Origin of the sequence: Lactiplantibacillus sp. 7.2.4 (assembly GCF_018991185.1) — a bacterium.
In the GTDB taxonomy this organism is placed as follows: Bacteria; Bacillota; Bacilli; order Lactobacillales; family Lactobacillaceae; genus Lactiplantibacillus; species Lactiplantibacillus pentosus.
On sequence record NZ_JAGYGS010000008.1, the window covers coordinates 29,581 to 53,448 of the forward strand.

At 46.4% G+C, this 23,868-nt stretch carries 22 protein-coding genes, 7 tRNA genes and 1 riboswitch; of the genes, 22 read left to right on the forward strand and 7 right to left on the reverse strand.

Features of this window, described 5'->3' with window-relative positions:
* Positions 1 to 267 precede the first annotated feature (267 nt).
* A complete protein-coding gene (locus KGF70_RS04285) occupies positions 268 to 594 on the reverse strand; it encodes an AzlD domain-containing protein (RefSeq protein WP_050338998.1) in 327 nt (108 codons plus the stop codon).
* A complete protein-coding gene (locus tag KGF70_RS04290; protein WP_050338997.1) occupies positions 587 to 1,291 on the reverse strand; it encodes an AzlC family ABC transporter permease in 705 nt (234 codons plus the stop codon). Before KGF70_RS04290 ends, KGF70_RS04285 begins: the two co-directional genes overlap by 8 nt.
* Before the next feature lie 458 nt (positions 1,292 to 1,749).
* On the opposite strand from KGF70_RS04290, the gene KGF70_RS04295 reads away from it, so the two are divergent.
* The gene (locus KGF70_RS04295) at positions 1,750 to 1,968 is read left to right on the forward strand and encodes a helix-turn-helix domain-containing protein (protein WP_021337934.1); all 219 of its coding nucleotides are present in this window, start codon (positions 1,750 to 1,752) and stop codon (positions 1,966 to 1,968) included.
* Positions 1,969 to 2,235: 267 nt separating this feature from the next.
* A complete protein-coding gene (locus KGF70_RS04300) occupies positions 2,236 to 3,390 on the forward strand; it encodes a hypothetical protein (RefSeq protein WP_216767687.1) in 1,155 nt (384 codons plus the stop codon).
* Between the two features lie 508 nt (positions 3,391 to 3,898).
* Here KGF70_RS04300 and KGF70_RS04305 read toward each other — a convergent pair.
* Together KGF70_RS04305 and KGF70_RS04310 are read right to left on the reverse strand one after the other, a co-directional pair.
* Positions 3,899 to 4,621 (reverse strand): DUF4811 domain-containing protein, encoded by a 723-nt coding sequence (locus KGF70_RS04305; protein ID WP_216767688.1) that lies wholly within the window; start codon positions 4,619 to 4,621, stop codon positions 3,899 to 3,901.
* The gene (locus KGF70_RS04310; RefSeq protein WP_216767689.1) at positions 4,621 to 6,102 is read right to left on the reverse strand and encodes an MDR family MFS transporter; all 1,482 of its coding nucleotides are present in this window, start codon (positions 6,100 to 6,102) and stop codon (positions 4,621 to 4,623) included. Before KGF70_RS04310 ends, KGF70_RS04305 begins: the two co-directional genes overlap by 1 nt.
* Positions 6,103 to 6,231: 129 nt before the next feature.
* Here KGF70_RS04310 and KGF70_RS04315 point away from each other — a divergent pair, with 129 nt between their 5' ends.
* Positions 6,232 to 6,696, forward strand: a complete 465-nt coding sequence (locus KGF70_RS04315; RefSeq protein ID WP_050338993.1) for a MerR family transcriptional regulator — start codon at positions 6,232 to 6,234, stop codon at positions 6,694 to 6,696.
* 468 nt (positions 6,697 to 7,164) lie between these two features.
* Here KGF70_RS04315 and KGF70_RS04320 read toward each other — a convergent pair whose 3' ends face one another.
* Complete coding sequence (locus KGF70_RS04320; protein WP_003638035.1) at positions 7,165 to 7,509, reverse strand: hypothetical protein; 345 nt, start codon at positions 7,507 to 7,509, stop codon at positions 7,165 to 7,167.
* A 233-nt stretch (positions 7,510 to 7,742) separates the two neighbouring features.
* On the opposite strand from KGF70_RS04320, the gene KGF70_RS04325 reads away from it, so the two are divergent.
* From KGF70_RS04325 to KGF70_RS04340, 4 genes are all read left to right on the forward strand, one after another.
* Positions 7,743 to 8,390 (forward strand): metal-dependent transcriptional regulator, encoded by a 648-nt coding sequence (locus KGF70_RS04325; RefSeq protein WP_050338992.1) that lies wholly within the window; start codon positions 7,743 to 7,745, stop codon positions 8,388 to 8,390.
* A 250-nt stretch (positions 8,391 to 8,640) separates the two neighbouring features.
* Positions 8,641 to 8,841, forward strand: coding sequence for a cold-shock protein (locus KGF70_RS04330; RefSeq protein ID WP_003638037.1), 201 nt, complete (start codon positions 8,641 to 8,643; stop codon positions 8,839 to 8,841).
* Positions 8,842 to 9,052: 211 nt separating this feature from the next.
* A complete protein-coding gene (locus KGF70_RS04335; RefSeq protein WP_216767690.1) occupies positions 9,053 to 9,796 on the forward strand; it encodes a threonine/serine exporter family protein in 744 nt (247 codons plus the stop codon).
* 20 nt (positions 9,797 to 9,816) lie between these two features.
* Entirely contained in the window at positions 9,817 to 10,278 is a 462-nt protein-coding gene (locus KGF70_RS04340) for a threonine/serine exporter family protein (RefSeq protein ID WP_080390170.1), read from the forward strand.
* Positions 10,279 to 11,390: 1,112 nt separating this feature from the next.
* Here the strand turns inward: KGF70_RS04340 and KGF70_RS04345 are convergent.
* Positions 11,391 to 12,428: an LCP family protein gene (locus tag KGF70_RS04345; RefSeq protein WP_216767691.1), complete on the reverse strand. Its 1,038-nt coding sequence runs from the start codon at positions 12,426 to 12,428 to the stop codon at positions 11,391 to 11,393.
* Between the two features lie 262 nt (positions 12,429 to 12,690).
* Here KGF70_RS04345 and KGF70_RS04350 point away from each other — a divergent pair, with 262 nt between their 5' ends.
* Positions 12,691 to 13,353, forward strand: coding sequence for a phosphatase PAP2 family protein (locus tag KGF70_RS04350; protein WP_216767707.1), 663 nt, complete (start codon positions 12,691 to 12,693; stop codon positions 13,351 to 13,353).
* A gap of 172 nt (positions 13,354 to 13,525) precedes the next feature.
* Here the strand turns inward: KGF70_RS04350 and KGF70_RS04355 are convergent, their stop codons facing one another.
* Positions 13,526 to 14,323 carry an alpha/beta hydrolase gene (locus KGF70_RS04355; protein ID WP_216767692.1) on the reverse strand — a complete coding sequence of 266 codons (798 nt, stop codon included), beginning with the start codon at positions 14,321 to 14,323 and terminating at the stop codon, positions 13,526 to 13,528.
* A 62-nt stretch (positions 14,324 to 14,385) separates the two neighbouring features.
* Between KGF70_RS04355 and KGF70_RS04360 the strand changes: the two genes are divergently transcribed.
* From KGF70_RS04360 to KGF70_RS04425, 14 genes are all read left to right on the forward strand, one after another.
* Positions 14,386 to 14,931, forward strand: a complete 546-nt coding sequence (locus tag KGF70_RS04360; protein ID WP_050338988.1) for a GNAT family N-acetyltransferase — start codon at positions 14,386 to 14,388, stop codon at positions 14,929 to 14,931.
* A gap of 11 nt (positions 14,932 to 14,942) precedes the next feature.
* Positions 14,943 to 15,467 (forward strand): Rrf2 family transcriptional regulator, encoded by a 525-nt coding sequence (locus KGF70_RS04365; RefSeq protein WP_050338987.1) that lies wholly within the window; start codon positions 14,943 to 14,945, stop codon positions 15,465 to 15,467.
* 185 nt (positions 15,468 to 15,652) lie between these two features.
* Positions 15,653 to 17,335 carry an acetolactate synthase AlsS gene (gene alsS / locus KGF70_RS04370; RefSeq protein ID WP_216767693.1) on the forward strand — a complete coding sequence of 561 codons (1,683 nt, stop codon included), beginning with the start codon at positions 15,653 to 15,655 and terminating at the stop codon, positions 17,333 to 17,335.
* A 58-nt stretch (positions 17,336 to 17,393) separates the two neighbouring features.
* Positions 17,394 to 17,575, forward strand: a riboswitch (Lysine riboswitch).
* A 144-nt stretch (positions 17,576 to 17,719) separates the two neighbouring features.
* Positions 17,720 to 19,171, forward strand: coding sequence for an amino acid permease (locus KGF70_RS04375; protein ID WP_050338985.1), 1,452 nt, complete (start codon positions 17,720 to 17,722; stop codon positions 19,169 to 19,171).
* 213 nt (positions 19,172 to 19,384) lie between these two features.
* Positions 19,385 to 20,191: a D-alanyl-D-alanine carboxypeptidase family protein gene (locus tag KGF70_RS04380; RefSeq protein WP_216767694.1), complete on the forward strand. Its 807-nt coding sequence runs from the start codon at positions 19,385 to 19,387 to the stop codon at positions 20,189 to 20,191.
* Between the two features lie 385 nt (positions 20,192 to 20,576).
* Positions 20,577 to 21,212, forward strand: coding sequence for a deoxynucleoside kinase (locus KGF70_RS04385; RefSeq protein WP_050338983.1), 636 nt, complete (start codon positions 20,577 to 20,579; stop codon positions 21,210 to 21,212).
* 284 nt (positions 21,213 to 21,496) lie between these two features.
* Positions 21,497 to 22,774: a serine--tRNA ligase gene (serS, locus tag KGF70_RS04390; RefSeq protein ID WP_050338982.1), complete on the forward strand. Its 1,278-nt coding sequence runs from the start codon at positions 21,497 to 21,499 to the stop codon at positions 22,772 to 22,774.
* 422 nt (positions 22,775 to 23,196) lie between these two features.
* Positions 23,197 to 23,278, forward strand: a tRNA-Leu gene (locus KGF70_RS04395).
* Between the two features lie 3 nt (positions 23,279 to 23,281).
* Positions 23,282 to 23,354: transfer RNA gene (locus KGF70_RS04400), tRNA-Thr, on the forward strand.
* 24 nt (positions 23,355 to 23,378) lie between these two features.
* A tRNA-Gly gene (locus KGF70_RS04405) sits at positions 23,379 to 23,450 on the forward strand.
* 8 nt (positions 23,451 to 23,458) lie between these two features.
* A tRNA-Leu gene (locus tag KGF70_RS04410) sits at positions 23,459 to 23,544 on the forward strand.
* A gap of 10 nt (positions 23,545 to 23,554) precedes the next feature.
* A tRNA-Arg gene (locus KGF70_RS04415) sits at positions 23,555 to 23,628 on the forward strand.
* 7 nt (positions 23,629 to 23,635) lie between these two features.
* Positions 23,636 to 23,709 (forward strand) — tRNA-Pro (locus KGF70_RS04420).
* Between the two features lie 49 nt (positions 23,710 to 23,758).
* Positions 23,759 to 23,832: transfer RNA gene (locus tag KGF70_RS04425), tRNA-Pro, on the forward strand.
* The last annotated feature ends 36 nt before the right edge of the window (positions 23,833 to 23,868 follow it).

The window sequence follows — 23,868 nt, forward strand, 5'->3', positions numbered from 1 at the left end:
ATTCGTTGTTAATTTACCCGTTTTAATGGCGAAAGTAAAGCAATCTGGCCAATTGTAACGGATTCTTACCAATGCTAAGGTCGGCAAAACTTGACAATCGCAAAGTACACTTTCACCATTATACTTGCTTTAATTCATAAGTTAAAGCGATGACGATGCAGTGAACGCTTTCATTCACTAAAATCTTAGTGTTTATCCAGATTGAGAGCCGTTTGACCTAAAAATGCCACCACACCCCAATCGATGTGATGGCATTAATTATGTTGATTAACCCCAACCGACGAAGCGTAGGGCGGCCATAGCGACGATTCCAGTAATGACGACTGCCAGCAAGCTTTTTGTCAGCACGCCCGCGAGCACGGCCGGAATCGATGCGTAAATATTAGGTAAGTTGAAGCCTGGCCAGTGTCCAGCGTGATAAACGAGTAGGCTTTCCACAAAAATGGCGGTCATAATGGCGACCGGAACAAAGGATAGAAAGTTGATCAACCAGTGGGGCACCGTCAGATTTTTAATGATGGCAAACGGGACGATCCGTGAGAGCCAGGTGACGAGGCCACAAAGTAAAATCGTGATTAAAATGTAGCTACTCATCTTGACTCACCACCATTCCAAAGCCGCAACCGAGGAGGGTCGCAAAAATCAGGGCCAAATTACCAGGCATCCAGCGCATCAAAAAATACATCGCAAGTGCCACGAATAACACGACCCACAGTTGCGTCGGCAGTGATTTGCTGCGGTCGGTAATAATTTGTAAGTAAAGTAAGCCAATGAACATGCCGACAACGGCGAAGTCCAGCCCAAATTGGTCGGGGTCGCTGATCAGGTTGCCCAGCAAACAACCGACCACGGTGGCGGCAGCCCAGACCAAATAAGCGACTAGATTGGCGGCGTGCAACCAGTGCGGCTTAAGCTGTTGATCCGTCTGGTTGAGTTTGTTCATACTGAGTGCAAACGTCTCGTCAGTCAGGAGTGATCCAAGGCCGACGTTTTGCAATAAGGAATCTTTTTTGAAATACTGGGCGACCGACATACTCATCAGAATCATTCGCGAGTTGATTAAAAAAGTCGACAGGACAATGGCTGAGATAGGGCTGCCAGCAAGGAGCATGCTGACAATAATAAATTGCGCTGAACCGGCGTAGACAATCAGCGACATCAACAAAACCGCCCACACGGATAGGTGGCTGGTATTGGCGACGATTCCCATCGCAAGGCCGACGCCGATATAACCAAAGACGGTGGGGATGACGTCCTTGACGCCGGAACGAAAAGATAAACTAGAATCCATACACGTTGACCTCCAATTTTAATGATTAATTTGCTATTGATTTGCGCGCGGTCGGCTGCAATCCTATGTATCACCATGTGGCTAGTGGCATTCGACGCTGATTTTCGGGAAAGCGGCTAGTCGATCATTCAATTAGACTGTCCGAGTAACGTTAATTAGATTAGCGTGCGCGTCGGTTGTTAAACAGCCTGATAAGTTGGGCACTATGATGTAGCATGTTTAGCGAATAGCCAGTGGGGTCTGGTAATTACCCAGTTGCTGGTGGTCACGAGTCCTCACCAGGCCATGTCATCAGGAGCAGGGACGGTTAAATTTCAGTGTACTATAGTTGGTGAAAATAATGAAGAAAATTATCACTAAAATTTAATTAATTGCCCATAAAACTTTTGCTTGCATTTATATAGTGGCGGGCGTAACATAATCACATTGATTTTTTGAAAGGACAAATGGTGGGAGAAATGACTCTGGAACAATTAGCAGCCCATAGTGGGGTCGCTGCTGATAAAATCATCGCCTACACCAAGGCCGGGTTATTACCTTGCAAAGATGTCAACGCGCATTTTAGTGCCGATGATGAATATTGGCTAGATATGGTCAATTGCTTCTTAGAAAATGGCTCATCCGTTGAGGATTTGAAAGATTTAATGCCACTTTGTGAACAGTGTGCAGCACAATAATGAACTCATGACAATCACGTCGAGGCTTGCTTGAATCGGTGTGATTGTTTTTTTATGGAAATTGAAATAGCTAGAAACGGCGGACGCATCAGCAATTGACGGGTCCGCCGTTGTTTTAGCTGCAGGTCTCATCCGCAGCAATGTTACTGGTTGATAAAATGCGGTTCAAATCGAATACAAATAAATTAATAATAGCTAGCAGGATCCAGTGACTAACGGTATACTTATTTGAGCATAATCATCAATCAAAAGGATAGTGAAGCAGGGATGAAAACGGGGAAGCACAAAGTCGCATTATTAATGCTGTTATGTTTGATGGTGGTCGGGTTGGCTGGCTGCCGTAATAAGGATTATTCACGGTCCATTGAGAATGGGCTAAACGCGGTCGCTGAGAATAAGTACCAAAAAGCGCTGACGTATTTTGATAACGCTTTAACGCAGAAGCCCAAAGACGCTCAGGCGCAGGCCTACCGCGATCAAACCCAGGCCTATTTGACGACCAAAGCTAAGTTGAAGTCGGGGGAGCTCAAAGCAGCGTTAACGACGGTTGATAAGGGGGTCAACATCGCCAACGGGGCCGCTAGTTTGAAGACTAAGTTGAAACGGTTAAAAACGACCGTCACCAGCGATTATCAAGAATATCAACAATTATCGGATGATATTCAGGCTCAGTTAAAGGTCAAAAACGGCAAGTATTCAGCGGATGTGCTCAAACGGTGTGCAGCCATCAACTGGCATAAAAAGCCCTATTTGAAAGCATTGAAGCCTAAGGTCAAGCAGTTATTAGCTGCCGCCAAGAAGGCCAAGACAAACTTGAAAGTTAGTGCGGCTGAAGCGAAGCGAGCGGCGGCATTGCGCCAGAAGATTGCCGCTGCCAAAAATAAGTGGGACATGGATTCGTTAGCCGACGTGCCAGACTGGTTCATTTTGGCGCTCTTTGCAGACGATAGTGATGTCGATGATGCAGTCGACTGGTTGGATGACGAGTATGACGACAGTGATACCGATTCAGATAGTGAGACGCAAATGAACGATTCCGATGATGACACGGATGATTCTGATGAAGATACTGCGGACACTGACGATGACGATACTGATTCAAATGAGGATTACGACAGTGACTCGGATACTTACAGTGATACCGATGATGATGCGTCAGACAGCGATGAAGATTCAAATGATGATTACGGAGACGACACTAATGATTCCGAGTACGAGGATGATAGTGATGAAGAATCTGAAACTGACGATGATTACGCTAATGAGGGCGCTGCGTCAGACGATGACGATGACGATTCCGACACTGAGTCTGATGATGACACTGATTATGAAGACGATGACGATGGTGATGACGACGAAGTCCAGGGCCTCATTAATCCAGTACCAGCTGAACCAGCAATAACGGACCAATCGTTTGCGTAAATCGTTTAATTATAGTAGTGAGTTTGAGACCAAACAATCATAGTCAATCTAAAAACGAGCACCTACGCTGGCCTGAAGTGACCAACGTTGGCGCTCGTTTTGTTTCCAGCGGTTCTCAGCTGGTAGCACTTGAACCTAAAAATAGCACGCTTGAATCATCTTTAATGCTAAACCTAGCACAATGCGTGTCATGGCTAACCGACGCGCTAATTCTTTAGCGACTACTCCCGCTGAATTATGGTCTGATTATCGAACAAATTGTTGGTTGACGAAGCTTCTATTTGAACTGTTTTTTTGCCAGTGATATTGTCGAAACGTGTTCGGGCCAGACTGGGACTTCCGGTTAGCTACGCCAGAACGCCAAGCGGAAGTTCGTCGCTTAACGCTCTAGCTAGGCTAATCCTCAGTCCCAACCCGTCTGAACCTTACACTCTAAAATCATTCGAGAGACAACAAAAGCCCCGGACCTGCCGGGGCTTTTGTGTCGATATGCAACTATTAATGAACCTTATTTGCTAGCCTTGACCGTTTTAACCATGCTTTGGATTGCATTGGCTTGGTATTGGGCAGCAGCGGCCTTTTGAACTTTGGCCAATTGGGCCTTAGTCATTGACGGGTTCTTAGCCATTGCGGCTTTGACTTGGTTAGCGACGTAGACTTTCGCACGTGCTTTTAGGGTCGCTTGTTGTTGCTTCATCAACTTGCTGAATTGTTTGGCTTGAGTGGTACTTAAGACGACCCAGCTCTTGTTGATGTAGAAGTAATTGGTGCGCTTGATCAACTGTTTATCATTGTTGGCTAAGCCGAACCAGAACTTCATCGCGTTACTTTGATACGTCCACCGCGTGGTCTTAGTGACCAGTTTTGGTGTTGCGGTCGTCGTTTTGACCTGGTTAGCAGTTTTGACGCTCGCAGTCGTATGACTTACTTTTTTCTGGTTCGTGGTGTTCTTGTAAATGTAGACCCGGTGCTTATCGGCAGTCCCGACGCTTTGGTAGAGCAGTAAGTCTAATTGCTTACTACTACCAGCTGATTTCAAGGACTTAGTGGTCGTCGTGGTCGTTTTGACCATCCCGTAGTGCTGACCGTCATTCAATGAAATGAAGAAGATCGAGCCTACGAGCAAAATTCCGAAAACGACCGATAAACTAATTCGCAAACTGGTTCGGTGAACGTAGATAAATGATAGGAAGAGCGCAACTGCGCTGGCAATGAGTAAGACGAGAATCATTAGTCGTTCACCTCCTTAGTGTTGTTCATGACTGGTTTAACGGAGTGTTGCTTGTTCTTCATGAAGAAGGCAACAATCAAACCAACGACTGAGAAGCCCACGGCAACCCAGAATGCGGCGTGGTAACCATTCAACGTAGCGTTGTAATAGCTATCTTGGTAGCCGAGTGGGTTACTCTTGATCAAGCTGTGCGCTGGTTTGGTGGCATCCGTCACGTTAGACAACACAGAAGTCAAAATGGCGGTCCCAATTGAACTAGCAATTTGACGGGTCGTGTTGTTAACGGCAGTCCCGTGACCCATCAATTCGACAGGTAGGGCGTTCATCCCGGCAGTCGTTGATGGCATCATGACCATGGCAATCCCGAACATCCGCACGGCGTACAAGACCACGATATAAACGGTGGCCGTATTCCGTGTAATGAAGGCGAATGGCAACGTCCCGATGGTTAATAGGAACATCCCTAAGATGGCCAAACGTTTGGCACCAAAACGGTCAAAGGCCCGGCCAGTAATTGGGCTCATAATCCCCATCATTAGGGCACCAGCCAAGAGTGACAGTCCGGATTCAAATGCTGAGAAGCCGTGAATGATTTGCAAGTAGAGCGGAATAACCATTTCGGCTCCGACCATCGCCATGTTGGCAACGGAACTTAAAACAGCGGCAATCGTAAATTCAGCGTGTTTGAAGACGCGTAATTGTAAGAATGGATTTTCCATCGTCAATTGACGCCAGATGAATCCAATAATAAAGATAACCCCGATGATCAAGGTTGAGAGGACGACTGTGGAAGTCCAACCATTGTCACCAACGGATGAAAAACCATAGAGCAGGCTCCCAAACCCAATCGTCGATAAAACAAGTGAGGCAAAGTCTAATTTTGGTTTGGACGTTTCAAGCACGTTCGCCATGAAGAACAGGCCGGCAATCAAGACGATTGCCACGATTGGGACGATCAAACCGAATAAATCACGCCATGATAAGTTATCAATGACCCACCCAGACAACGTTGGGCCAATCGCTGGGGCTAAGCCGACAACGATTCCGGCAGTCCCCATGGCAGCCCCACGCTTGCTAGCAAGGAAGATCGATAACATGATGGTTTGAAGTAACGGCATCGTGACCCCAACACCGACGGCTTGAATGAGACGTCCGGCAAGTAAAGTCCCGAAGTTAGGTGCGGTCCAGCAAATGATGGTTCCGATTTCGAAAATCCCCATCGCTGACAGGTAGAGCCACTTGGTAGAAATACGTGAACTCAACCAAGCACTAACGGGAATCATAATCCCGTTGACTAACATAAACCCGGTTGTTAACCATTGAACGGTCGACGTTGTAATATCAAAATCTTTCATCAACGTTGGGAAGGCAGTGGTTAAAATCGTTTGATTAAGGACGGTACAAAAGGTACCGACTAACAAAACTGCAATGAGCAAGCCACGATTATACGGCTTCCCATGCGTATCAACAGGAGTTGACAAGTAAATCCCTTCTCTCTAAAAAAGTACGTTGTCTAATATAATCGGATTTATTACTTTTGTCAACAAACTTGACATTAATATTAAAAACCATATACTGAGTATTGAAAATGTTAGAAAAGAGGTTGACCCGTGGATAATCAAGAAGATGGCGTATTTTTCAAAAAATTCAAAGAACAGTTGCATAAACACCAGTTTACGATTGGCATCACTGATTTAGCGAAAATGACGGGGGTCTCCCAGACCCAATTACGCTACTGGGAACAGAAAAATTATATTCATAGTTTGCAGACAGGTGAGAAGAACACGACCCACCGCTATTCGTATGGCACGTTAATGCGCGTGCATTTTGTGAAGATGATGTTAGATGAAGGGTTCACGCTGGCGGCCGCGGTCGAACGGGCCAATGGCTATGGCAATCAGATGGAGATGATGCGCGTCTTCATGATGACGGCCTTTCAAGGGATTGAGGAACGCGATGGGCATCACATGGTCAAGCTCGGTTACTTTGATGAGGACCAGACCCAACAATTGTACTGCTATATTTTAGATGGTAAGCCACATTATCGGCTGTATCCGGCAAAATCGGAAGGTTAGCGACCTTCAGCTTGTGTAACCGGTTAATTAATGTTAAATTTAAGTTGGTAAGTATCGGTAAGTCATTTGGGCATTTAAGTTTCCCGTTCGTCAACCGATCTTATGGCTGGGTTGACCGTTGTCATGTTGGTCGTGTTTTGAAGTTTAACTTTGCAAAAGGATTTACAACGGAGCGCGAATAAGCGCTGAGAGATGCCTAGCTCGGCTAGGTAGTAATCGTGCATAAAACAACGTGTAATTGAAACTAGTAGTAGTCTTCAATCGCCCGGTGATGATACTTGCCAGAGGTCCCAAGTGCTGCGGGAAAGCTTGGGGCTTTTTTGATACTTAGCCTCGACGAGGGGCCGCAGCGGTGGCAATCTTGCCAGTGAGTTGCTGTGACAGTGTTGGGCGGTCAAAAAATGGACATCAAAAAAAGAGGATTGGGTTCAACTCAATCCTCTAGTGTGAGATAAAATTGCGGGTGCCCTATGAATTTGCGATTTGAGCAAATTGGGTGGCGAGCCATTCGTCCCATGGTTGGGCCGGGTTGCCGCTAGTGTAGTATTTCTGGTCGAGACGGTCGATCAGGTTAAGGTAAGCGGTAAACGAAAAGCTGACCGTATCACTCAAACGCTGTGCTTTGGTCATATAGCGACCATAAGTAAGGTGTTCATTGATATCCGTCATGTACGCAGCAACGTCAAAATTTGACATCACTTCAAGGTTGTTAGCGTCAAACAGCGGGACGTAGAATTTAGCAAAATCTTCGACAGCTTTATGTTGCAAAGCGTCATCCAATTGCGTAATTGATAATTGAGCATCATCATTCACGATGCGGTTCCTCCTTAGTTGAACAAGCACGTTTCTAAATTAGTAACCAAATGGGTTATTTTGCGCTACAATTAATTATGTCACGATTAGGCCATTATTTCAAAGCTTTGTCGTTGATTAGGGCTAGAACTGGTGTCTTAGTTGTAGTAAGATGGTAGAATTATCTTAAAAGAGATTTGTCATACGATAGATTAATCAAAGCAGTAACTATTTAGTTGAGGTGAAGAATATTCATGACCCCCATGAAGGAAGATTACTTAAAAATTATTTTCGAGCTTGGTGGTACGAAGAAAAAGGTGTCTAACAAGCAGATTGCGTTAAGTTTGGACATCGCGGCTGGTTCCGTAACGGAAATGGTCGGCAAATTAGTGCAGGAAGGCCTCGCCAAACATACCCCGTATGCGGGAATTTCGCTGACGAAAAAGGGTATCCGGTATGCGGAGACCTTGGTGCGCAAACATCGAATTTGGGAAGATTTCTTAGTCGATAAGCTCGATTATGACTTACCTGATGTGCATACTGAAGCCGAAGTACTGGAACATGTTACCAGTGAGCGCCTAGTCGATTCTTTGGAAGCCTTTTTAGGGCACCCAACGCACTGCCCACACGGTGGCGCAATTCCCGATAAGGACGGCCACTATCAAGAAGATAGTCATACGAGTTTGGCGGATACGGCGGATGGTGAATCCGTAACCATCGAACGCTTTATCGATAACCATGATTTGTTAGTTTACTTACATGATACGCCACTGAAAATTGGTCAGGACGTGACGGTTTTGAAGCATGATCCGTTTGAAGGCCCTGTGACCGTTTCCATTAAGGCCACCGGTGAAGAGATTCCGGTTAGCTTTAAAGCGGCCCACAACGTGTTTGTTAAATAAGACTTGTGGTCATATTCCAAACAAAATTACTAATTATTAGTTAGTTATTCTGTTTCATTTATCATCACATAAACATTTCGTGGAAAAACTAGTGTTTAACTACCTTTTTTAGAAACAATATGCTACAATTACTCATGTAGCTTGGTTAGGTAATTGTGGTCAGATCGTTTCAATAAACTATCCCCATTTGTACCGAATCATGATTTACATTAATTTATACGTGCAAAATGCACTAGGAGGATTTTTTATTATGGAACACGGAACAGTTAAATGGTTCAACGCCGATAAGGGTTTTGGTTTTATTACTCGCGAAAACGGTAGCGATGTATTCGTACATTTCTCAGCTATCCAAGAAGACGGCTTCAAGAGCCTTGAAGAAGGCCAAGCCGTAACTTTCGACGTTGAAGAAAGCGATCGTGGCCCACAAGCAGTTAACGTTACTAAAGACTAATTAACGCTTAAATGGCTTAAGCCGGTGATGAGATTAAATGCTCATCGCCGGCTTTTTTGCGCTCATTTGAGCGTTGCCAGTCATCGCCAGGGGGTGTAATCAGCGACCAGGATGGCAAACAGATTCGTTGCGAAATAAGCCTTTACTAACGGCGCGACTTTGGCTACAGTTAAGTTACTAAATCTGAAATGTGGTGTGTGGGGGTGTTCAAATGACAACGGATGAAATGATTATTGCGACTTGCCTCAAAGCCGGTAAAATCATGGTCGAAAATGGTTTGGAAATCTCGCGGGTCGATGATACGATGATGCGAATCGCACAAAATGCGGGTGTCGTCGCGGCGAATACGTACGTAACGATTACCGGCGTCATGATGTCGATTCAAGGCCGCAATGCGACGCAGATTGCAGCCGTCAACCAGCGGACGATCGACCTGGAGAAAGTGGCACAAGTTAATCAATTATCGCGGGAATTTGCGGCTACGACGATTGATTTGCCAACGCTGTATCGCCGATTGAATCAGTTAGATGCCGCCTCTCGTTCGTTTCCACTATGGCTCCAGCTCGTTGGGGCTGCGCTAGTCAGTGGGCCACTGATGATCATGTTTCGACAAGAAACCATCAATACGTGGCCGACCGTTTTGATTGGAACGGTCGGTTACTTGGTCTTTTACTTATTAAATCGCTATCTGAAAATCAAATTTTTGAGCGAATTGACGGCCGCACTACTGATTGGATTAGGCGCAGAATGGGTCTGCCAGCTTGGGTGGGGGACCAACGTGAATGATATTATTATCGGCTCACTGATGCCATTAGTGCCCGGGGTACCGTTGGCCAACGCGGTCCGTGATACCTTGGCCGGCAACTTTGTCAGTGGCCCGGCCCGTGGGGTGGAAGCCATGTTGAGTGCGGCGGCCCTGGGCTTCGGCATTGCCGTGGTCATTACATTATTTTGATTGCGTGTAGGAGGTCGTAAGTGATGGGAACAATTGGACAATTAGTGCTGGCATACATTGCAGTATTGGGCTTTGGCCTAATTATTAATATTCCGCATCAAGCCTTAAATGTTGCTGGTTGGATTGGTACCCTGACATGGGGGAGTTATCTGATCGTGCAGGCATTTGATGGTGGCGTCGTGCTTGGAAGCTTGATTGGTTCCGTTGGTATCGGCGTCTTGAGTAGTTTAGCGGCTCGCTACAAAAAGATGCCAGCCATTATTTTCAACATTCCGAGTCTGGTCTCGTTCGTGCCCGGAAGCCAAGCCTATCAGATGGTCCGTAACTTTGCGTTGGGCAATTACCGTGAAGCCGTTGCCTTTACGCTACAAGTCATCATGATTACGGGTGCCATCGCACTAGGCTTCTTATTAGCGGAATTATTGAACCGGTTAATTGCATTTTGCATTCGCCAGTGGCGCTTACAGCATTTGGAATCATGAGGCTGTCAGCGTATTTGTGGCCGTTATCCGATTCTGCATTAAAGATGATAAAAACGTGCTGGTTGGTGGGTTTACTGCTCGTCAGCCTATGCGCGTCCCATTCCGACTTCCGGGGCCGGCTGACAATTGCTGGAACGTAAGCCGACATCGATTTGAACTCACGCAGAAACCCACTGCGCAATTTCAAATACGAGTCTTATTCTAAGCCGGAAGCAGCCCACTTCCGACTAAGAATAATTTGGCTACTGAGCATTGTCAGCCAGCCCCTCCAGTCGGGAAGCCGCTCGAATGGCGGATGAACGACCACCTAATTTGGTGCAATTGGCCATCGAATATTAGGAGACTGGTCCTTCATGTAAACTTAAAAACAGCATTGATGATGATTTTATTGATTTATTGAACTTAAAGACTTGTCTGACTTAAATACTGATACGAAATTCTTAAGATTGATTTCAAAGGCACTATCCTCGAAATTGATCGATAGAATTTCCCTCTCGATTGGTATCCCAGACCTTGTTATTTTAGGTGAGTAGAGAAAGTTCTGAAATATGCAGTAATACTGCTGACTCCCATGATTAGAACGTGAATATGATAGCTTTTACCAGAAACTAGTCTTACAGTTCATTACAAAAATGATTGTTTACTAGGAAACAACGACCAGTTAAATTAAAGTTAGGTCCGCACATGTCTGCCTTTCGAATACCAGCCCGGCTGGAAGGTATTCTGGGCAAGGCCCAGTGGTGAAATTTCACTTGGCAAGCGTCTTTTGCTTGGTTAGTGAAAGACCAGTATTTAAGACGTGGTTTGTCGGCTTAAATCTGTGTCCACCACGTTCCGGCCATTGCACAGAATGCCTGGAAGCCGGCATAGGAAGACGCCACCACTGCAAATTTACGCTTACTCGCACTGTTTCCAGCGGGTCTCAGCTGGCCGCTTTTGAACTTAGAAACCAGCACGTTTTTATCATAATTAAAGCCGAATTGACTAACATAATGGGTATCAGCGGTTTGTGGCTTTAAACATCACCACTTCAGACAATAGAAAAGCGCTACCCACATCTCTAAAGAAATGTGAGTAGCGCTTTTTTGAATCAATAATCAGTGTTGATGTGATTAGTTTTGGTTAGCGAACTTTTCACCAGTTTTAGCGGCTTTCAAGTTAAGTGATTTCCGCAGGACGTTGGTGCCCCGTTGCTTTTCAGATTGTGAGACAACTTCGAAGGATTGGCCGTCGATCATCTTACCAGTTCCTTGAGCGTGGTCGGAAACGATGTTCTTCGTGGCGCTCCGGTAGTTGGTAACGATGCTGGTCAGGTTACTGAAGGTCAAGTCAGTCCGAGTTTGTTTAGCTAATGAATCGAGGAAGTCTTGTTTCAACAAGTTGGAAGCACTGGTACTTTCACCGAGAATAGCGGTGATCAATTGCCGTTGCCGTTGTTGACGACCGTAGTCACCAAGCGGATCGTCATACCGCATCCGTGAGTAGGCTAAAGCTTTGGCCCCGTTCATGTGTTCCTTTTGACCCTTCGTGAAGGTGTAGCCTTCGTAAGTGAATGTCCGAATTGGGGTGATGTCCACGCCACCGATTTCATTGATGACTTTCTTCATCCCACCCATGTTGATCAGGGCATAGTAGTCAATCGGCACGTTCAACCATTTTTGAATCGTCTTGATAGTGGTCCCAGCACTACCATATGCGTAAGCAGCGTTCAACTTAGTAGGGAAGTCCTGTTCAAATCCTGAAACAGCAACTTCGGAGTCACGCGGCAAACTCATTAAGGTCGTCGTCTTGGTCTTCGGATTGATGGTTGCTAGGATGATCGTATCGGTCCGACCTTTATAGTTCCGGCCAAGCGCCCCGGTATCCGTACCGAGTAACAGAATCGAAACGGGTTTTTTACCATTCAAAACGGCACTGGTATTACGAGATTTCTTGATCCCACTGCTTTTGAATACGGTGTTAGCCGCGTTTTTAGCATTAAAGTAGGTCCGCGCAGCAAACGCGCCGGTTCCGACTAATAGGACGGCAATAATAATTAAAATCGTATTACGAACAGGGTGCTTTTTCTTCGGTCCCTTGCCGTTTCCCTGTGAATTGTTTCCCTGCGATTTGTCACGATGCATTTCTGAGCGACTTGGCATGTCTTCCATGAACTCTTCCTCCAATGGTAATAGTTATTCATAGTTTAGCATTTTTTTCACCGGTCGGATACCGAATCCACATAAGAATTAGGATGCAATCCGATGAATTATCAAATTAATCATAACCTTTTTGTTAACAAAACGTGATGAAATTGCGACTTCTTTCTTTTTTTTTAAGGTTCAGCCGTGGATATTAAGGATTCGTTCAGTCGATTAATAGACTATGGTATAATTTTGGTAATTTATATATTAAATGGGGGTTCTTGTTTTGATGATCGATAAGTCGCGTAGTCGGCCGGTCAAGTTTGTCATTGGGGTAATTCTATTTGCCTATCTGAGCTATTTTATTAGTGACGGCGCGATTGGAATTGATTTATTAGATGTGGCCCTGACGTCGCTCGTCCAAATTAGTAATAGCGGGATTTGGACCGTGTTTTACAAGCTAATTGCTTGGCTGGCTTCGCCGGAAATGGATGTGCTGTGGATCCTGATTCTGGCCTTCCTGATGTATGGGTTTAAGTACAAGATTCAAGCGTTCTGGGCGCTGGCGTACATGGCGGGGGCGATGATTCTGGGGTTTATCGTTAAGCACCTCGTTGGTCGTGACCGGCCCATCAGCCATCTGGCACAAGATACCGGTTATAGTTTTCCGAGTGGCCACGTGCTGGGGACGTTTGTTCTCGTAAGCGTCATTATCATGCTCGTTGTGCCGGAATTACCAAGTTATCGGGCCGCGATGATTGTCAAATGGGGTAGCGTGGTGTGGCTGTTACTGGTCATTTTCTCGCGGATCTATCTCAACGCCCATTACCCGACTGATACGATCGGTGCGGTCTTGCTGGCATGGAGCTGGAGCCAGGTAATGCAGTGGTTTTACGTCTTTTGGGCGCCGGGCTTACTCAAGTGGCCGTTATTTTATCGCTCCTATTTATAAGGTATGTTAACGAATTTAATTTTTTGATTTGTTAGTAGTCGCCAATCGAAATCGTTACGTTAATCAACTAAAAAACGTTTGTCCGTTTCAACTGTGAAATCGAGTTGGAATCTGGACAAACGTTTTTTTAGCTTTGATTGTCGTTAAAATAAAGGTACGACTGACTGCCTGATTAGCGACGATTATCCGCCAACCACTCAAGGGCTAACGTCAACCAGTGGGCGACGTGCGGCTGGTCTGCATCTGGCTTCCAAGCAGTTTGCGCATTTGCGAGTGCCAAACCGTGGGGCCCATGCTTGAAGACGTGCAGTTCGTATGGAATTTCGGCAGTGGCTAAGGCTGTCGTGTAGGCCAAGGCATTTGCGGCGGGCACGATTGGATCATCGGCCGTCACCCAAATGAAGGTCGGCTGGTTGTCAGCCGTGACGTGTTGTTCCGCTGCTAAGTCATCTGGAGTAGCCGTCCAAGTTGCAATCGTGGCGTCATCTTTAGGAAAACCGAGTTTCGGACTGATCACAGGATAGCCTAAAATAACGGACTTGGGCTTGAGCGTTGCTGGTTCAACATCAAGGGCCGTTGCCACCTTGGTCCGCCAATAATCGTTGTAGAGCGCGACGATGTGGCCGCCGACACTAAAGCCGGCCGGTGTGATCTGGTCAGGGTCGATGTGCCATTCGTCCGCGTGTGCGCGTAGTAAGGCCACCGCGCGTCCTAAGTCGAGAACGGGAGCCAATTCCAATGGTTGTTGGTCACCAAGTAAGGTATATTCTAAGTAAAAGGCCTGATAGCCATGACCCGCAAACGCCATCGCGAGACTTTCGGCCTGGGCTGTTGGAATGTGCGTGTAAGACCCACCCGGAACAATAATGATTGCTGGTAAGGTCGTTTGGTGCGCGTTAGCATCCGGTTGATGCAAATAACCGGTCAATTGCGCGCTCGATGCGGTTAATTTTTGTGTTATAACTTGCATGCAATCACCTCAATTTGATATGGTTAACATAACTATTATAACGCAAGTCAGGTGGAACAGATATGGGCATGGTTACGGTTACGGCACGAGGCGAAGCACTCACGCTACGACCATTTACGTTAGCAGATACCGCGGATTACTATGAATTGGTTCGTGACCCGCGGATTGCGGCGTCGGCGGGCTTTGCACCGGCGCACAGTCTAACGGAGGCCGAATTTTTGTTAAAGCAACAAGCAAAGCTCCCGCAGATCTTTGCGATTGAACTAGAGGCGACCCAGCACGTCATTGGGAGTGTTGGGTTATATGAACGGATGACCAATACTGGTGAGCCAGCTGCTAAGGAAATGGATTTAGGGTACATGCTGAACGCGCAGTATTGGCAGCGGGGCATCATGACCGCCGCAGTAGCACGCATCTTGAAATACGGATTTGAAACATTACAGTTGCGGCGTATTACGGCGAGTTGTTTAGCTAATAATCCGGCGTCCAAACAAATTCTGTTGCATGCTAATTTTCGCCAGTATGATTCGGTTCGACATCCGGAGTACGCCCCGTTTGGCCCTGGACAGACTGAATTATTTTATGACTGTGTCGCATTAAACGTTTAGGAGATGGGTAGATGCAACTCGCAAAATCATTTGAACAGGCGGCTTGTGTGCTCGTACTACTAGCGACACAGCAGCCGGAGATTCCGTTAACAGCGGACGTGCTTCACGAACGAATCGGCGGTTCTGCGTCGTATATTCGCAAAATCATTCGCAAATTGGTCGTTGCTGGACTAGTTACCTCAACTAGTGGTAACAACGGGGGTGTCCACCTGGCACGACCAGCTGAAGAGATTTCAATTACTGACGTGGTCGCGGCCATCGAGGGGACGCTGCAGACCTTTCCGAACTACGGCTATTTTGACCAAGTTTTCAAGGACGTGGAACCAGTCGCCCATGAAGGGACTAAGGTCGTTAATCAAATCTTTTCGCAAGCTGACCAGTTATGGCTGAACTTTTTGGCCCAACAAAAATTGGCAACGCTCATCAAGGAATTGTTAGCCGTCCAGCAGATACCGGTCCTAGATTGGACCAACTATTCTGATGACAAAATGGCGCAATTAAACGGATTGTTAGCGCGGATGCGAACGAACAAGTGAGCCATCCTACAAACTTAAGAAATTTTGAGAGCGGTTTCCCTCGGTAAATCAATGTTGACGCGCTTTTAGTATTTGGATTTGATTTTCGATCAGATATACTTTATTTCACAAGGCGGAAATTACTGTTATTAAGGCATTAATTATGGTATTCTAACAATGAATTTCACAAGATAGAGGAGATCAACATGGCTGATAAAAAGTACTATGGGGCCGACGCAATCGTCGATAGCCTTGTAAACCACGATGTTAAGTATGTATTTGGGATTCCCGGTGCCAAGATCGACCGGGTGTTTGAACGCTTAGAACATCCCGTTAACCCTAAGAGTCCGCGGTTGATCGTAACACGCCACGAACAAAACGCTGCTTTTATTGCGGCTGGAATTGGCCGAATCACGGGTAAACCCGGGGTCGTTATGACCACTTCTGGTCCTGGTGCTAGTAATTTAGCAACCGGCTTAGTGACTGCCACCGCTGAAGGGGACCCGGTCCTCGCGATTTCTGGGCAAGTTCAACGGGCCGACTTGTTACGTTTGACTCACCAGAGTATGAATAACGCGGCGCTGTTCAAGCCAATCACTAAGTACAGTGCTGAAGTCCAAGAACCTGAAAACATTTCTGAAGTGTTAGCAAATGCCTATCAGGAAGCCACGGCGGCTAAGCAGGGTGCTAGCTTCGTCAGTGTGCCACAAGACGTGACGGACTCAATCGTTCGGACGCCAGTCATCACACCGATTCAAGCACCAAAATTAGGACCAGCTAGTCCAGTTGAAGCCACGTTACTGGCACAAAAGATCAAAGCAGCCAAGTTGCCCGTCTTATTAGTTGGAATGCGTGCTTCCTCACCAGAAGTCACAAAGGCGATTCGCAACCTCGTGACGGCGGCGAACTTACCAGTTGTCGAGACGTTTCAAGCAGCCGGTGTGATTTCACGTGATTTGGAAGCCAACCATTTCTTTGGTCGGGTTGGTTTATTCCGGAACCAACCAGGGGACATGTTATTGAAGAAGTCTGACTTGGTCATTGCGGTGGGTTATGACCCAATCGAATACGAACCACGTAACTGGAATGCAGAAGGTAAGGCCCGCATCGTGGTGATTGACGCCATGCGCGCGGAACTTGATCATAACTTCCAACCAGAGACGGAATTGATTGGGGACATCGCGCAGACTCTGGACTTCTTGTTACCATACATGAAGGGTTATAACATCAGTAATGATGCCCAATCGTATTTGAGTGAATTACAAGAACGCCTACAAACGCGGGACTTTGTGCCTAATATTGATAAGCAGTCTAAGCTAAATCATCCGCTATCGGTCATCGCAGCTTTGCAACAACGGGTCAGCGATGAGATGACGGTCACTGTTGATGTCGGGAGCCACTACATTTGGATGGCGCGGCATTTCCGGAGCTATGAACCACGCCACTTACTGTTCAGTAACGGGATGCAGACTTTGGGTGTCGCCCTACCATGGGCGATTGCCGCAGCACTAGTTCGGCCAAACACCCAGATTGTTTCCGTTTCGGGTGATGGGGGCTTTTTGTTCTCCGCTCAGGAACTTGAAACGGCCGTGCGCTTGAAGCAGAATATCGTGCACTTGATTTGGAACGATGGTACCTACGACATGGTGAAGTTCCAAGAAGAGATGAAGTACGGTGAAGATGCGGCCGTGCACTTTGGCCCAGTCGACTTTGTCAAGTATGCTGAAAGCTTTGGTGCCACCGGTTTACGGGTCAACCAACCTGCTGACCTAGAAAAGGTGCTCGATCAAGCTTTTGCCACGGATGGTCCAGTCGTTGTGGACATTCCAATCGACTACTCTGACAACAAGGCTTTAGGTAAGACGATGTTGCCAGATCAATTTTATTAAAATTAACGATTAAGACCGGTTGTCAAATGAGGACTGGTCGGATATAATGGTTGAGTATATCGAAAGAAGAGGACGCGGTTAACAATAGTAACTGACTAGAAGTGGGTCATCACTAGTGAAGGTCAGTGAACGGGGCAACCGCCGAAATAGATGAATCTATGACCGATTCATCCGTTGGGCCTTGGTTGAATAAATCAAGGACTGTCGCAGCTAGAATAGTTGCGGGGCGCTATCGACGATGAAATCAGCAATTATGTCAATCAATCTGATTAAAGTCTTTTTGCGCACGTTTTCGCGTTGCAAGAAGGCTTTTTATTTTGGTTGTGCTAAACCTGAATCGGTGTGAACACTTTTAGATATAAATCGATTTTTGGAGGTTCTGCAATGGCAGAAGAACAACATCAGGATGTGCACCGGTCCTTAAAGACCCGGCACTTATCCATGATTGCACTAGGTGGTAGTATCGGGACTGGTCTGTTTGTGGCATCCGGTTCTGCAATTTCAACGGCCGGGCCAGGCGGGGCGCTACTGGCGTACGTCGGCATCGGTATCATGGTCTACTTTTTAATGACGAGTCTGGGTGAGATGGCAACGTACTTGCCAGTATCCGGGTCGTTCTCAACGTATGCAACCAAGTTTGTCGACCCAGCGCTGGGATTTGCGATGGGCTGGAATTATTGGTTCAACTGGGCGATTACGCTGGCAGTCGATATCAGTACGGCAGCAATCGTCATGCAATTCTGGTTGCCGACCGTGCCCGGCTGGGTCTTCAGTCTGATTGCCTTAGTCTTGATTTTTACGATCAACGCTTTGTCGGTGCGGTCGTTTGGCGAGACGGAATACTGGCTTTCACTGATCAAAGTTGTGACGGTCCTGGTCTTCTTGGTCATCGGGGTGTTGACGATCGTCGGCATCATGGGTGGTCACGCGACGGGCCTCAGCAACTTCTCGTATAAAAAGGCGCCATTTGTGGGCGGAATTCCAACGATTCTCAGCGTGTTCGTTGTCGCTGGTTTTTCATTCCAGGGGACGGAATTGATTGGGATTACCGCGGGCGAATCCGCAACGCCGGAGAAGAGTATTCCGAAGGCCATCAAACAAGTTTTTTGGCGGATCTTATTATTCTACATTTTGGCCATCTTTGTGATTGCGGCCATTATTCCTTATACGTCTAAGGACTTGCTGGGTTCATCAGCGAGTGATATTGCGATCAGTCCGTTTACCTTAGTCTTCAAACGAGCCGGGTTGGCAGCGGCTGCCAGTGTCATGAACGCGGTGATTTTGACCTCCGTCCTGTCTGCAGCCAATTCAGGGATGTATGCGTCGACGCGGATGCTATACTCCTTGTCATTACAAGGCTACGCGCCAAAGACGTTCGGTCGGGTCAACCGGCGTGGAATTCCAATCATGGCATTATTAGGAACCACGGTCATTGGCCTCTTGACGTTCCTATCGAGCCTGTTTGGTCAACGAATCTACATCTTCTTGGTGTCTGCAAGTGGATTGACCGGCTTCATCGCCTGGTTAGGAATTGCCATCTCACATTTGCGGTTCCGGCGGGCGTTTGTCAAGCAGGGCCATCAGCTCAGTGAGTTGCGTTACCATGCCAAGTGGTTCCCATTTGGGCCATGGTTCGCCTTTATCCTCTGCTTGGTCGTCATTATTGGACAAGACTTGCATTCCTTTGCGACACTGGACTGGCAAGCCATCGGGGTCACTTACATGAGTATCCCATTATTTATTGTGTTATACGTCTATTACAAGATTCGTTATCATACCAAAATGATTCCGCTGGATAAGGTTGACTTAACCCGCCATCATCATGGTAAAGATTAACTCGTGTTTAGAATGTGCTTAACTCGCAGTTGGAGTTAGGTGCATTTTTTGTCAAACGGGGAGTCGGCTGGCAATCAAATTAGATATGATTATGCGAGGATTGATGAACGATCTAAATGAAAAAATCATTAAAAATTATCAAATATCGACTGGAAAACAAGTTTTAAATCCGTCCTCTATGCTAAGCTAGGACAGAGAAAGGCAGCGAGAGAAATGTGGAAGCGTAATTTAGTAAGAGGTTTAGCATTAGTAACGTTAGTCGGCGTCCTGAGTGGTTGTGGCGCTAACAGCCAGTCGAGTGCGTCAAAATCATCAAGCAGTTCGGCGAAAACGACCAAGACGCAGACCAAACGACAACGATTGATCAGTGAATTGCCGAAGGGCGTCAAGTCGACGGATGCTGATTTGGTTGTCGTCAACAAGTGGAACAAGCGCTCAGAAATGAGTTTCAGTAAGTCGAGTGTCAACGGGATCGATGTCCGGACATCCATCGTCAAGCCGCTGGAAGCTTTCATGGCTGGCGCTAAGAAGGCCGGGTACCCGGCAACCATCGTTTCTGGTTACCGGTCCGTTGCCTATCAAAAAGAGGTTTGGAGTCAATCGATTCAAACCTATGAGAATGAGGGCAAGTCGGCCAAAGAAGCCTTGAAGCTGACGAAAGAATACGTGGCGGTACCACGTGGTAGTGAGCATGAGACCGGCTTAGCCGCTGATATCATGAACACGCATTGGTATAACACGCATGGCAATCAGTTGCTCTCTTCATCAGACAAGAACAAGGGGCAACAATGGTTAATCAAGCACGCCCCAGACTACGGTTTCGTACTGCGCTTTACGAAGAGCGGGACCAAGTCAACAGGGATTGATTATGAATCATGGCATTTCCGCTACGTCGGCAAAAAGAGTGCCCAATTCATGACCAAGCACAACCTGACCTTGGAACAATACGTGAGCCTGTTAAAGGCACGTGAAAAGGCGGCTAAGCAATACTTGCTTAGGAACATGACTGACGCGATATAAACGGTGGTACGCCCCTGAGTCGCGGATGTTCTTGAACAGCAAATTGAGTAGGTGTCTCCAATCTGGGGGATGCCTTTTTTAGTGGGATGAAATTAGAAATTATGCTAGTCATCATCTAGCATGAAATTAAAACGTGACAGTTGGTTGGCTTAGTGCTTGTCGGTCGCTACAGCCAGGAAGCCAATCGCATGGTGGTGGAAAGGCCGCTTTTGACCTTGAAAACCAGCACGCTTTAATCACGTTCCCAAGACAAATTAAGCCAAACTAAGTTTTTTATGGAATTGACTCACCAGATATTGCATTTTAGGACTTGGGTGCGTACAATATGTAGTGTTGCTTTTAAAGATAATCAAAATTTTGACGTGACTAAAAGGAGAGACGCCCCATGCTTGTAATGTCAGGAACAATCGGTGCCGGCAAGACGAGTTTAACGCAATTAGTAGCCCAACATTTCGGCTCTAAAGCGTTTTACGAATCAGTTGATGATAATCCCATTTTGCCGTTATTTTATAAGGACCCTAAGAAGTATGCGTTCTTATTACAAATCTACTTTTTAAATAAACGGTTGGATAGTATCAAATCAGCGTTTGCCAACGACTTGGACGTCTTGGACCGCTCAATCTTCGAAGATTCATTATTGTTCCATTTAAACGGGGATTTGGGACGGGCGACCAACACCGAAGTTGACATTTACGACTCGCTATTGAATAACATGATGCAAGAATTGCCTGAAGCTGAGCATCAGAAGAGCCCAGACTTGTTGATTCACATCAATATTTCGTTCGATACGATGCTCAAGCGAATTCAAAAGCGGGGCCGCTCATATGAACAAATCGACCAAGATCCAGACCTATACCAATACTATCAAACGTTGAACGAACGGTATACGGACTGGTACGCTAACTATGACCACAGCCCTAAGATGCAAATCGATGGCGACCAATTAGATTTCGTTGCGGACCCGAGTGCCCGTCAGGAAGTCATTCGCTTGATTGATGAAAAGGTTAAGAGTCTCGGCTAGTTGCCTTTTGGACATCAATGATTTATAGTAGACAGTGAATAGTAAACACGGCGCGTTTTAAGTAGACGTTCAGAGAACCGGTGGGTGGTGTGAACCGGCAGTCGAAACTCCGGCGCGACAATGTGGGCAGGTAATACTGCACGGCACGGCCGTTATCCGTTTAAGGGTGGGATTAACAAATAATCCTGAACTTGGGTGGTACCGCGAATCGCAGTCTCTTCGTCCCAATATGGGAGGAGAGACTGTTTTTATTTACAACTAATTTCTACAAAGGAGACGTCGTTATGTTAGATGTTAAAATGATTCGGCAAAATGCCGATTTTGTCAAAGAACAACTTGGTCATCGGGGCGTTGCTGCTAGTGATATCGATGACTTGTTAGCTGCGGACGAACAACGCCGTGAATTGATTGCGAAGAGTGAACAACTCAAGTCTACTCGGAACAAGGTCTCGGGTGAAATTTCACAAAAGAAGCGCAATAAAGAAGATGCCAGTGCTGAAATTGCTGAAATGCAAAAGGTTAGTGCGGATGTTAAAGACTTGGATGAACAACGCCGGACGATCGACGCGCAAGTCCAAGACATGGCAGCTCATTTACCAAACATGCCTCATCCAGACGTGCCGGTCAGCTTGAAGGAAGAAGACGCGGTTGAATTACGTCGGATCGGGACGCCACGGAAGTTCGACTTCACACCAAAAGCCCACTGGGACATCGGTGAAGATTTAGGTATCTTGGACTTCGAACGGGGCGCCAAAGTCTCAGGAAGTCGGTTCTTATACTACATTGGTGATGGTGCCAAACTCGAACGGGCCGTCTACAACTTCTTCTTGGACCAACATGAAGCAGAAGGCTATACCGAAGTCTTACCACCATACATGGTGACGGATGAATCAATGTACGGGACCGGCCAATTCCCTAAGTTTAAGGAAGACGCTTTCCGGATCACGACACAAGATTTAACATTGATCCCAACTGCTGAAGTCCCATTGGTAAACTACTACCGCGATGAAGTTATTCCGGCAGAAAAATTACCCGTTTATTTCACAGCGCTATCGCCAGCATTCCGGGAAGAAGCCGGTAGTGCCGGTCGCGATACCAAGGGCTTGATTCGTTTACACCAATTCAATAAGGTTGAAATGGTCAAGTTTACGAAGCCTGAAGATTCATGGGATGAACTTGAAAAGCTGACCAATAATGCTGAATCATTATTGAAGAAGCTCGGCTTGCCATATCACGTGATTACGTTGACGACTGGTGATATGAGTTTCACCGCGGCCATGACGCATGACCTAGAAGTATGGTTCCCAGAACAAAACAAGTACCGTGAAATTTCAAGTTGTTCAAACTGTACTGATTTCCAAGCACGGCGCGCACACATCCAGTATCGCGACGATGATGGTAAACTCCAATTCGTCCACACGTTGAATGGGAGTGGCTTAGCAGTCGGTCGGACCGTTGCAGCTATTTTGGAAAACTATCAAAATGAAGATGGCACGGTCACGATTCCAGATGTCTTAGTGCCTTACATGCACGGCAAGACTAAAATCGAAAAACAAGGTTAAATCGAACTGATGATTTAGTCAAACGCGGATTCGCAGTGATGCGGGTCCGCGTTTTTGCATAATTTATGAGTATAAAATTAACGCGTATCAGCAGTAAAATTGGTGGAAAGCAGGCTTTATGGAAGATAAAGGTTAGTTTTTAATGGAGATTTACAGCCGAATTTCAGCCGTCAAAAGGCGGTTTCAGTGGCTTTTTTGAAATTAAATAAAATTTTTTTGAAAATAGGGTTTGCTATTTTAGGCTACCGTGCTATAATATTTCTTGTCGGAAAAATAGAACTTGTTTATCCATTAAAAAAGTATATTTATCCAATTAATTGAAAAAGTTGTTGACAACTATTCAACAAGATGATAAAGTTAAATAGTTGTCAAGGCATACCAGTAAGAACTGTTAGACCGGCAACGGGCATGGTTAATATCATGCGGGTGTGGCGGAACTGGCAGACGCGCTAGATTTAGGTTCTAGTGTCTTACGACGTGGGGGTTCAAATCCCTTCACCCGCACATGCCGACTTAGCTCAGTTGGCAGAGCATCTCACTAGTAATGAGGAGGTCGGAGGTTCGAATCCTCTAGTCGGCATTTACAATTGAATAGCTTTATTATGCGGAAGTAGTTCAGTGGTAGAACATCACCTTGCCATGGTGGGGGTCGCGGGTTCGAATCCCGTCTTCCGCTTTTAATTTGCCGGGGTGGCGGAATTGGCAGACGCACAGGACTTAAAATCCTGCGGTTAGTGATAACCGTACCGGTTCGATCCCGGTCCTCGGCATTTTAAATAAGCACCCATAGCGCAATTGGATAGAGTGTCTGACTACGAATCAGAAGGTTGTAGGTTCGACTCCTACTGGGTGCATTAGTATCGGGAAATAGCTCAGCTTGGTAGAGCACCTGGTTTGGGACCAGGGGGTCGCAGGTTCGAATCCTGTTTTCCCGATCGTTTAACACAGTCTTAGTGATTACTAAGGCTTTTTATTTAATTTTCTCGGGAAGTAGCTCAGCTTGGTAGAGCACTACGTTCGGGACGTAGGGGTCGCAGGTTCAAATCCTGTTTTCCCGATTACGGTTAAACCAACTAATCCAGTCATTTGACTGG

Excerpts from the sequence above, each read along its gene's own strand:
- KGF70_RS04345 (WP_216767691.1), bottom strand. The coding sequence starts at position 12,428 with ATGGAAGACATGCCAAGTCGCTCAGAAATGCATCGTGACAAATCGCAG.
- KGF70_RS04305 (WP_216767688.1), bottom strand. The coding sequence starts at position 4,621 with ATGATTCTCGTCTTACTCATTGCCAGCGCAGTTGCGCTCTTCCTATCA.
- serS (WP_050338982.1), top strand. The coding sequence starts at position 21,497 with ATGTTAGATGTTAAAATGATTCGGCAAAATGCCGATTTTGTCAAAGAA.
- KGF70_RS04290 (WP_050338997.1), bottom strand. The coding sequence starts at position 1,291 with ATGGATTCTAGTTTATCTTTTCGTTCCGGCGTCAAGGACGTCATCCCC.
- KGF70_RS04350 (WP_216767707.1), top strand. The coding sequence starts at position 12,691 with ATGATCGATAAGTCGCGTAGTCGGCCGGTCAAGTTTGTCATTGGGGTA.
- KGF70_RS04365 (WP_050338987.1), top strand. The coding sequence starts at position 14,943 with ATGCAACTCGCAAAATCATTTGAACAGGCGGCTTGTGTGCTCGTACTA.
- KGF70_RS04330 (WP_003638037.1), top strand. The coding sequence starts at position 8,641 with ATGGAACACGGAACAGTTAAATGGTTCAACGCCGATAAGGGTTTTGGT.
- KGF70_RS04385 (WP_050338983.1), top strand. The coding sequence starts at position 20,577 with ATGCTTGTAATGTCAGGAACAATCGGTGCCGGCAAGACGAGTTTAACG.
- KGF70_RS04360 (WP_050338988.1), top strand. The coding sequence starts at position 14,386 with ATGGGCATGGTTACGGTTACGGCACGAGGCGAAGCACTCACGCTACGA.
- KGF70_RS04355 (WP_216767692.1), bottom strand. The coding sequence starts at position 14,323 with ATGCAAGTTATAACACAAAAATTAACCGCATCGAGCGCGCAATTGACC.
- KGF70_RS04380 (WP_216767694.1), top strand. The coding sequence starts at position 19,385 with ATGTGGAAGCGTAATTTAGTAAGAGGTTTAGCATTAGTAACGTTAGTC.
- KGF70_RS04295 (WP_021337934.1), top strand. The coding sequence starts at position 1,750 with ATGACTCTGGAACAATTAGCAGCCCATAGTGGGGTCGCTGCTGATAAA.
- KGF70_RS04300 (WP_216767687.1), top strand. The coding sequence starts at position 2,236 with ATGAAAACGGGGAAGCACAAAGTCGCATTATTAATGCTGTTATGTTTG.
- alsS (WP_216767693.1), top strand. The coding sequence starts at position 15,653 with ATGGCTGATAAAAAGTACTATGGGGCCGACGCAATCGTCGATAGCCTT.
- KGF70_RS04285 (WP_050338998.1), bottom strand. The coding sequence starts at position 594 with ATGAGTAGCTACATTTTAATCACGATTTTACTTTGTGGCCTCGTCACC.
- KGF70_RS04375 (WP_050338985.1), top strand. The coding sequence starts at position 17,720 with ATGGCAGAAGAACAACATCAGGATGTGCACCGGTCCTTAAAGACCCGG.
- KGF70_RS04335 (WP_216767690.1), top strand. The coding sequence starts at position 9,053 with ATGACAACGGATGAAATGATTATTGCGACTTGCCTCAAAGCCGGTAAA.
- KGF70_RS04325 (WP_050338992.1), top strand. The coding sequence starts at position 7,743 with ATGACCCCCATGAAGGAAGATTACTTAAAAATTATTTTCGAGCTTGGT.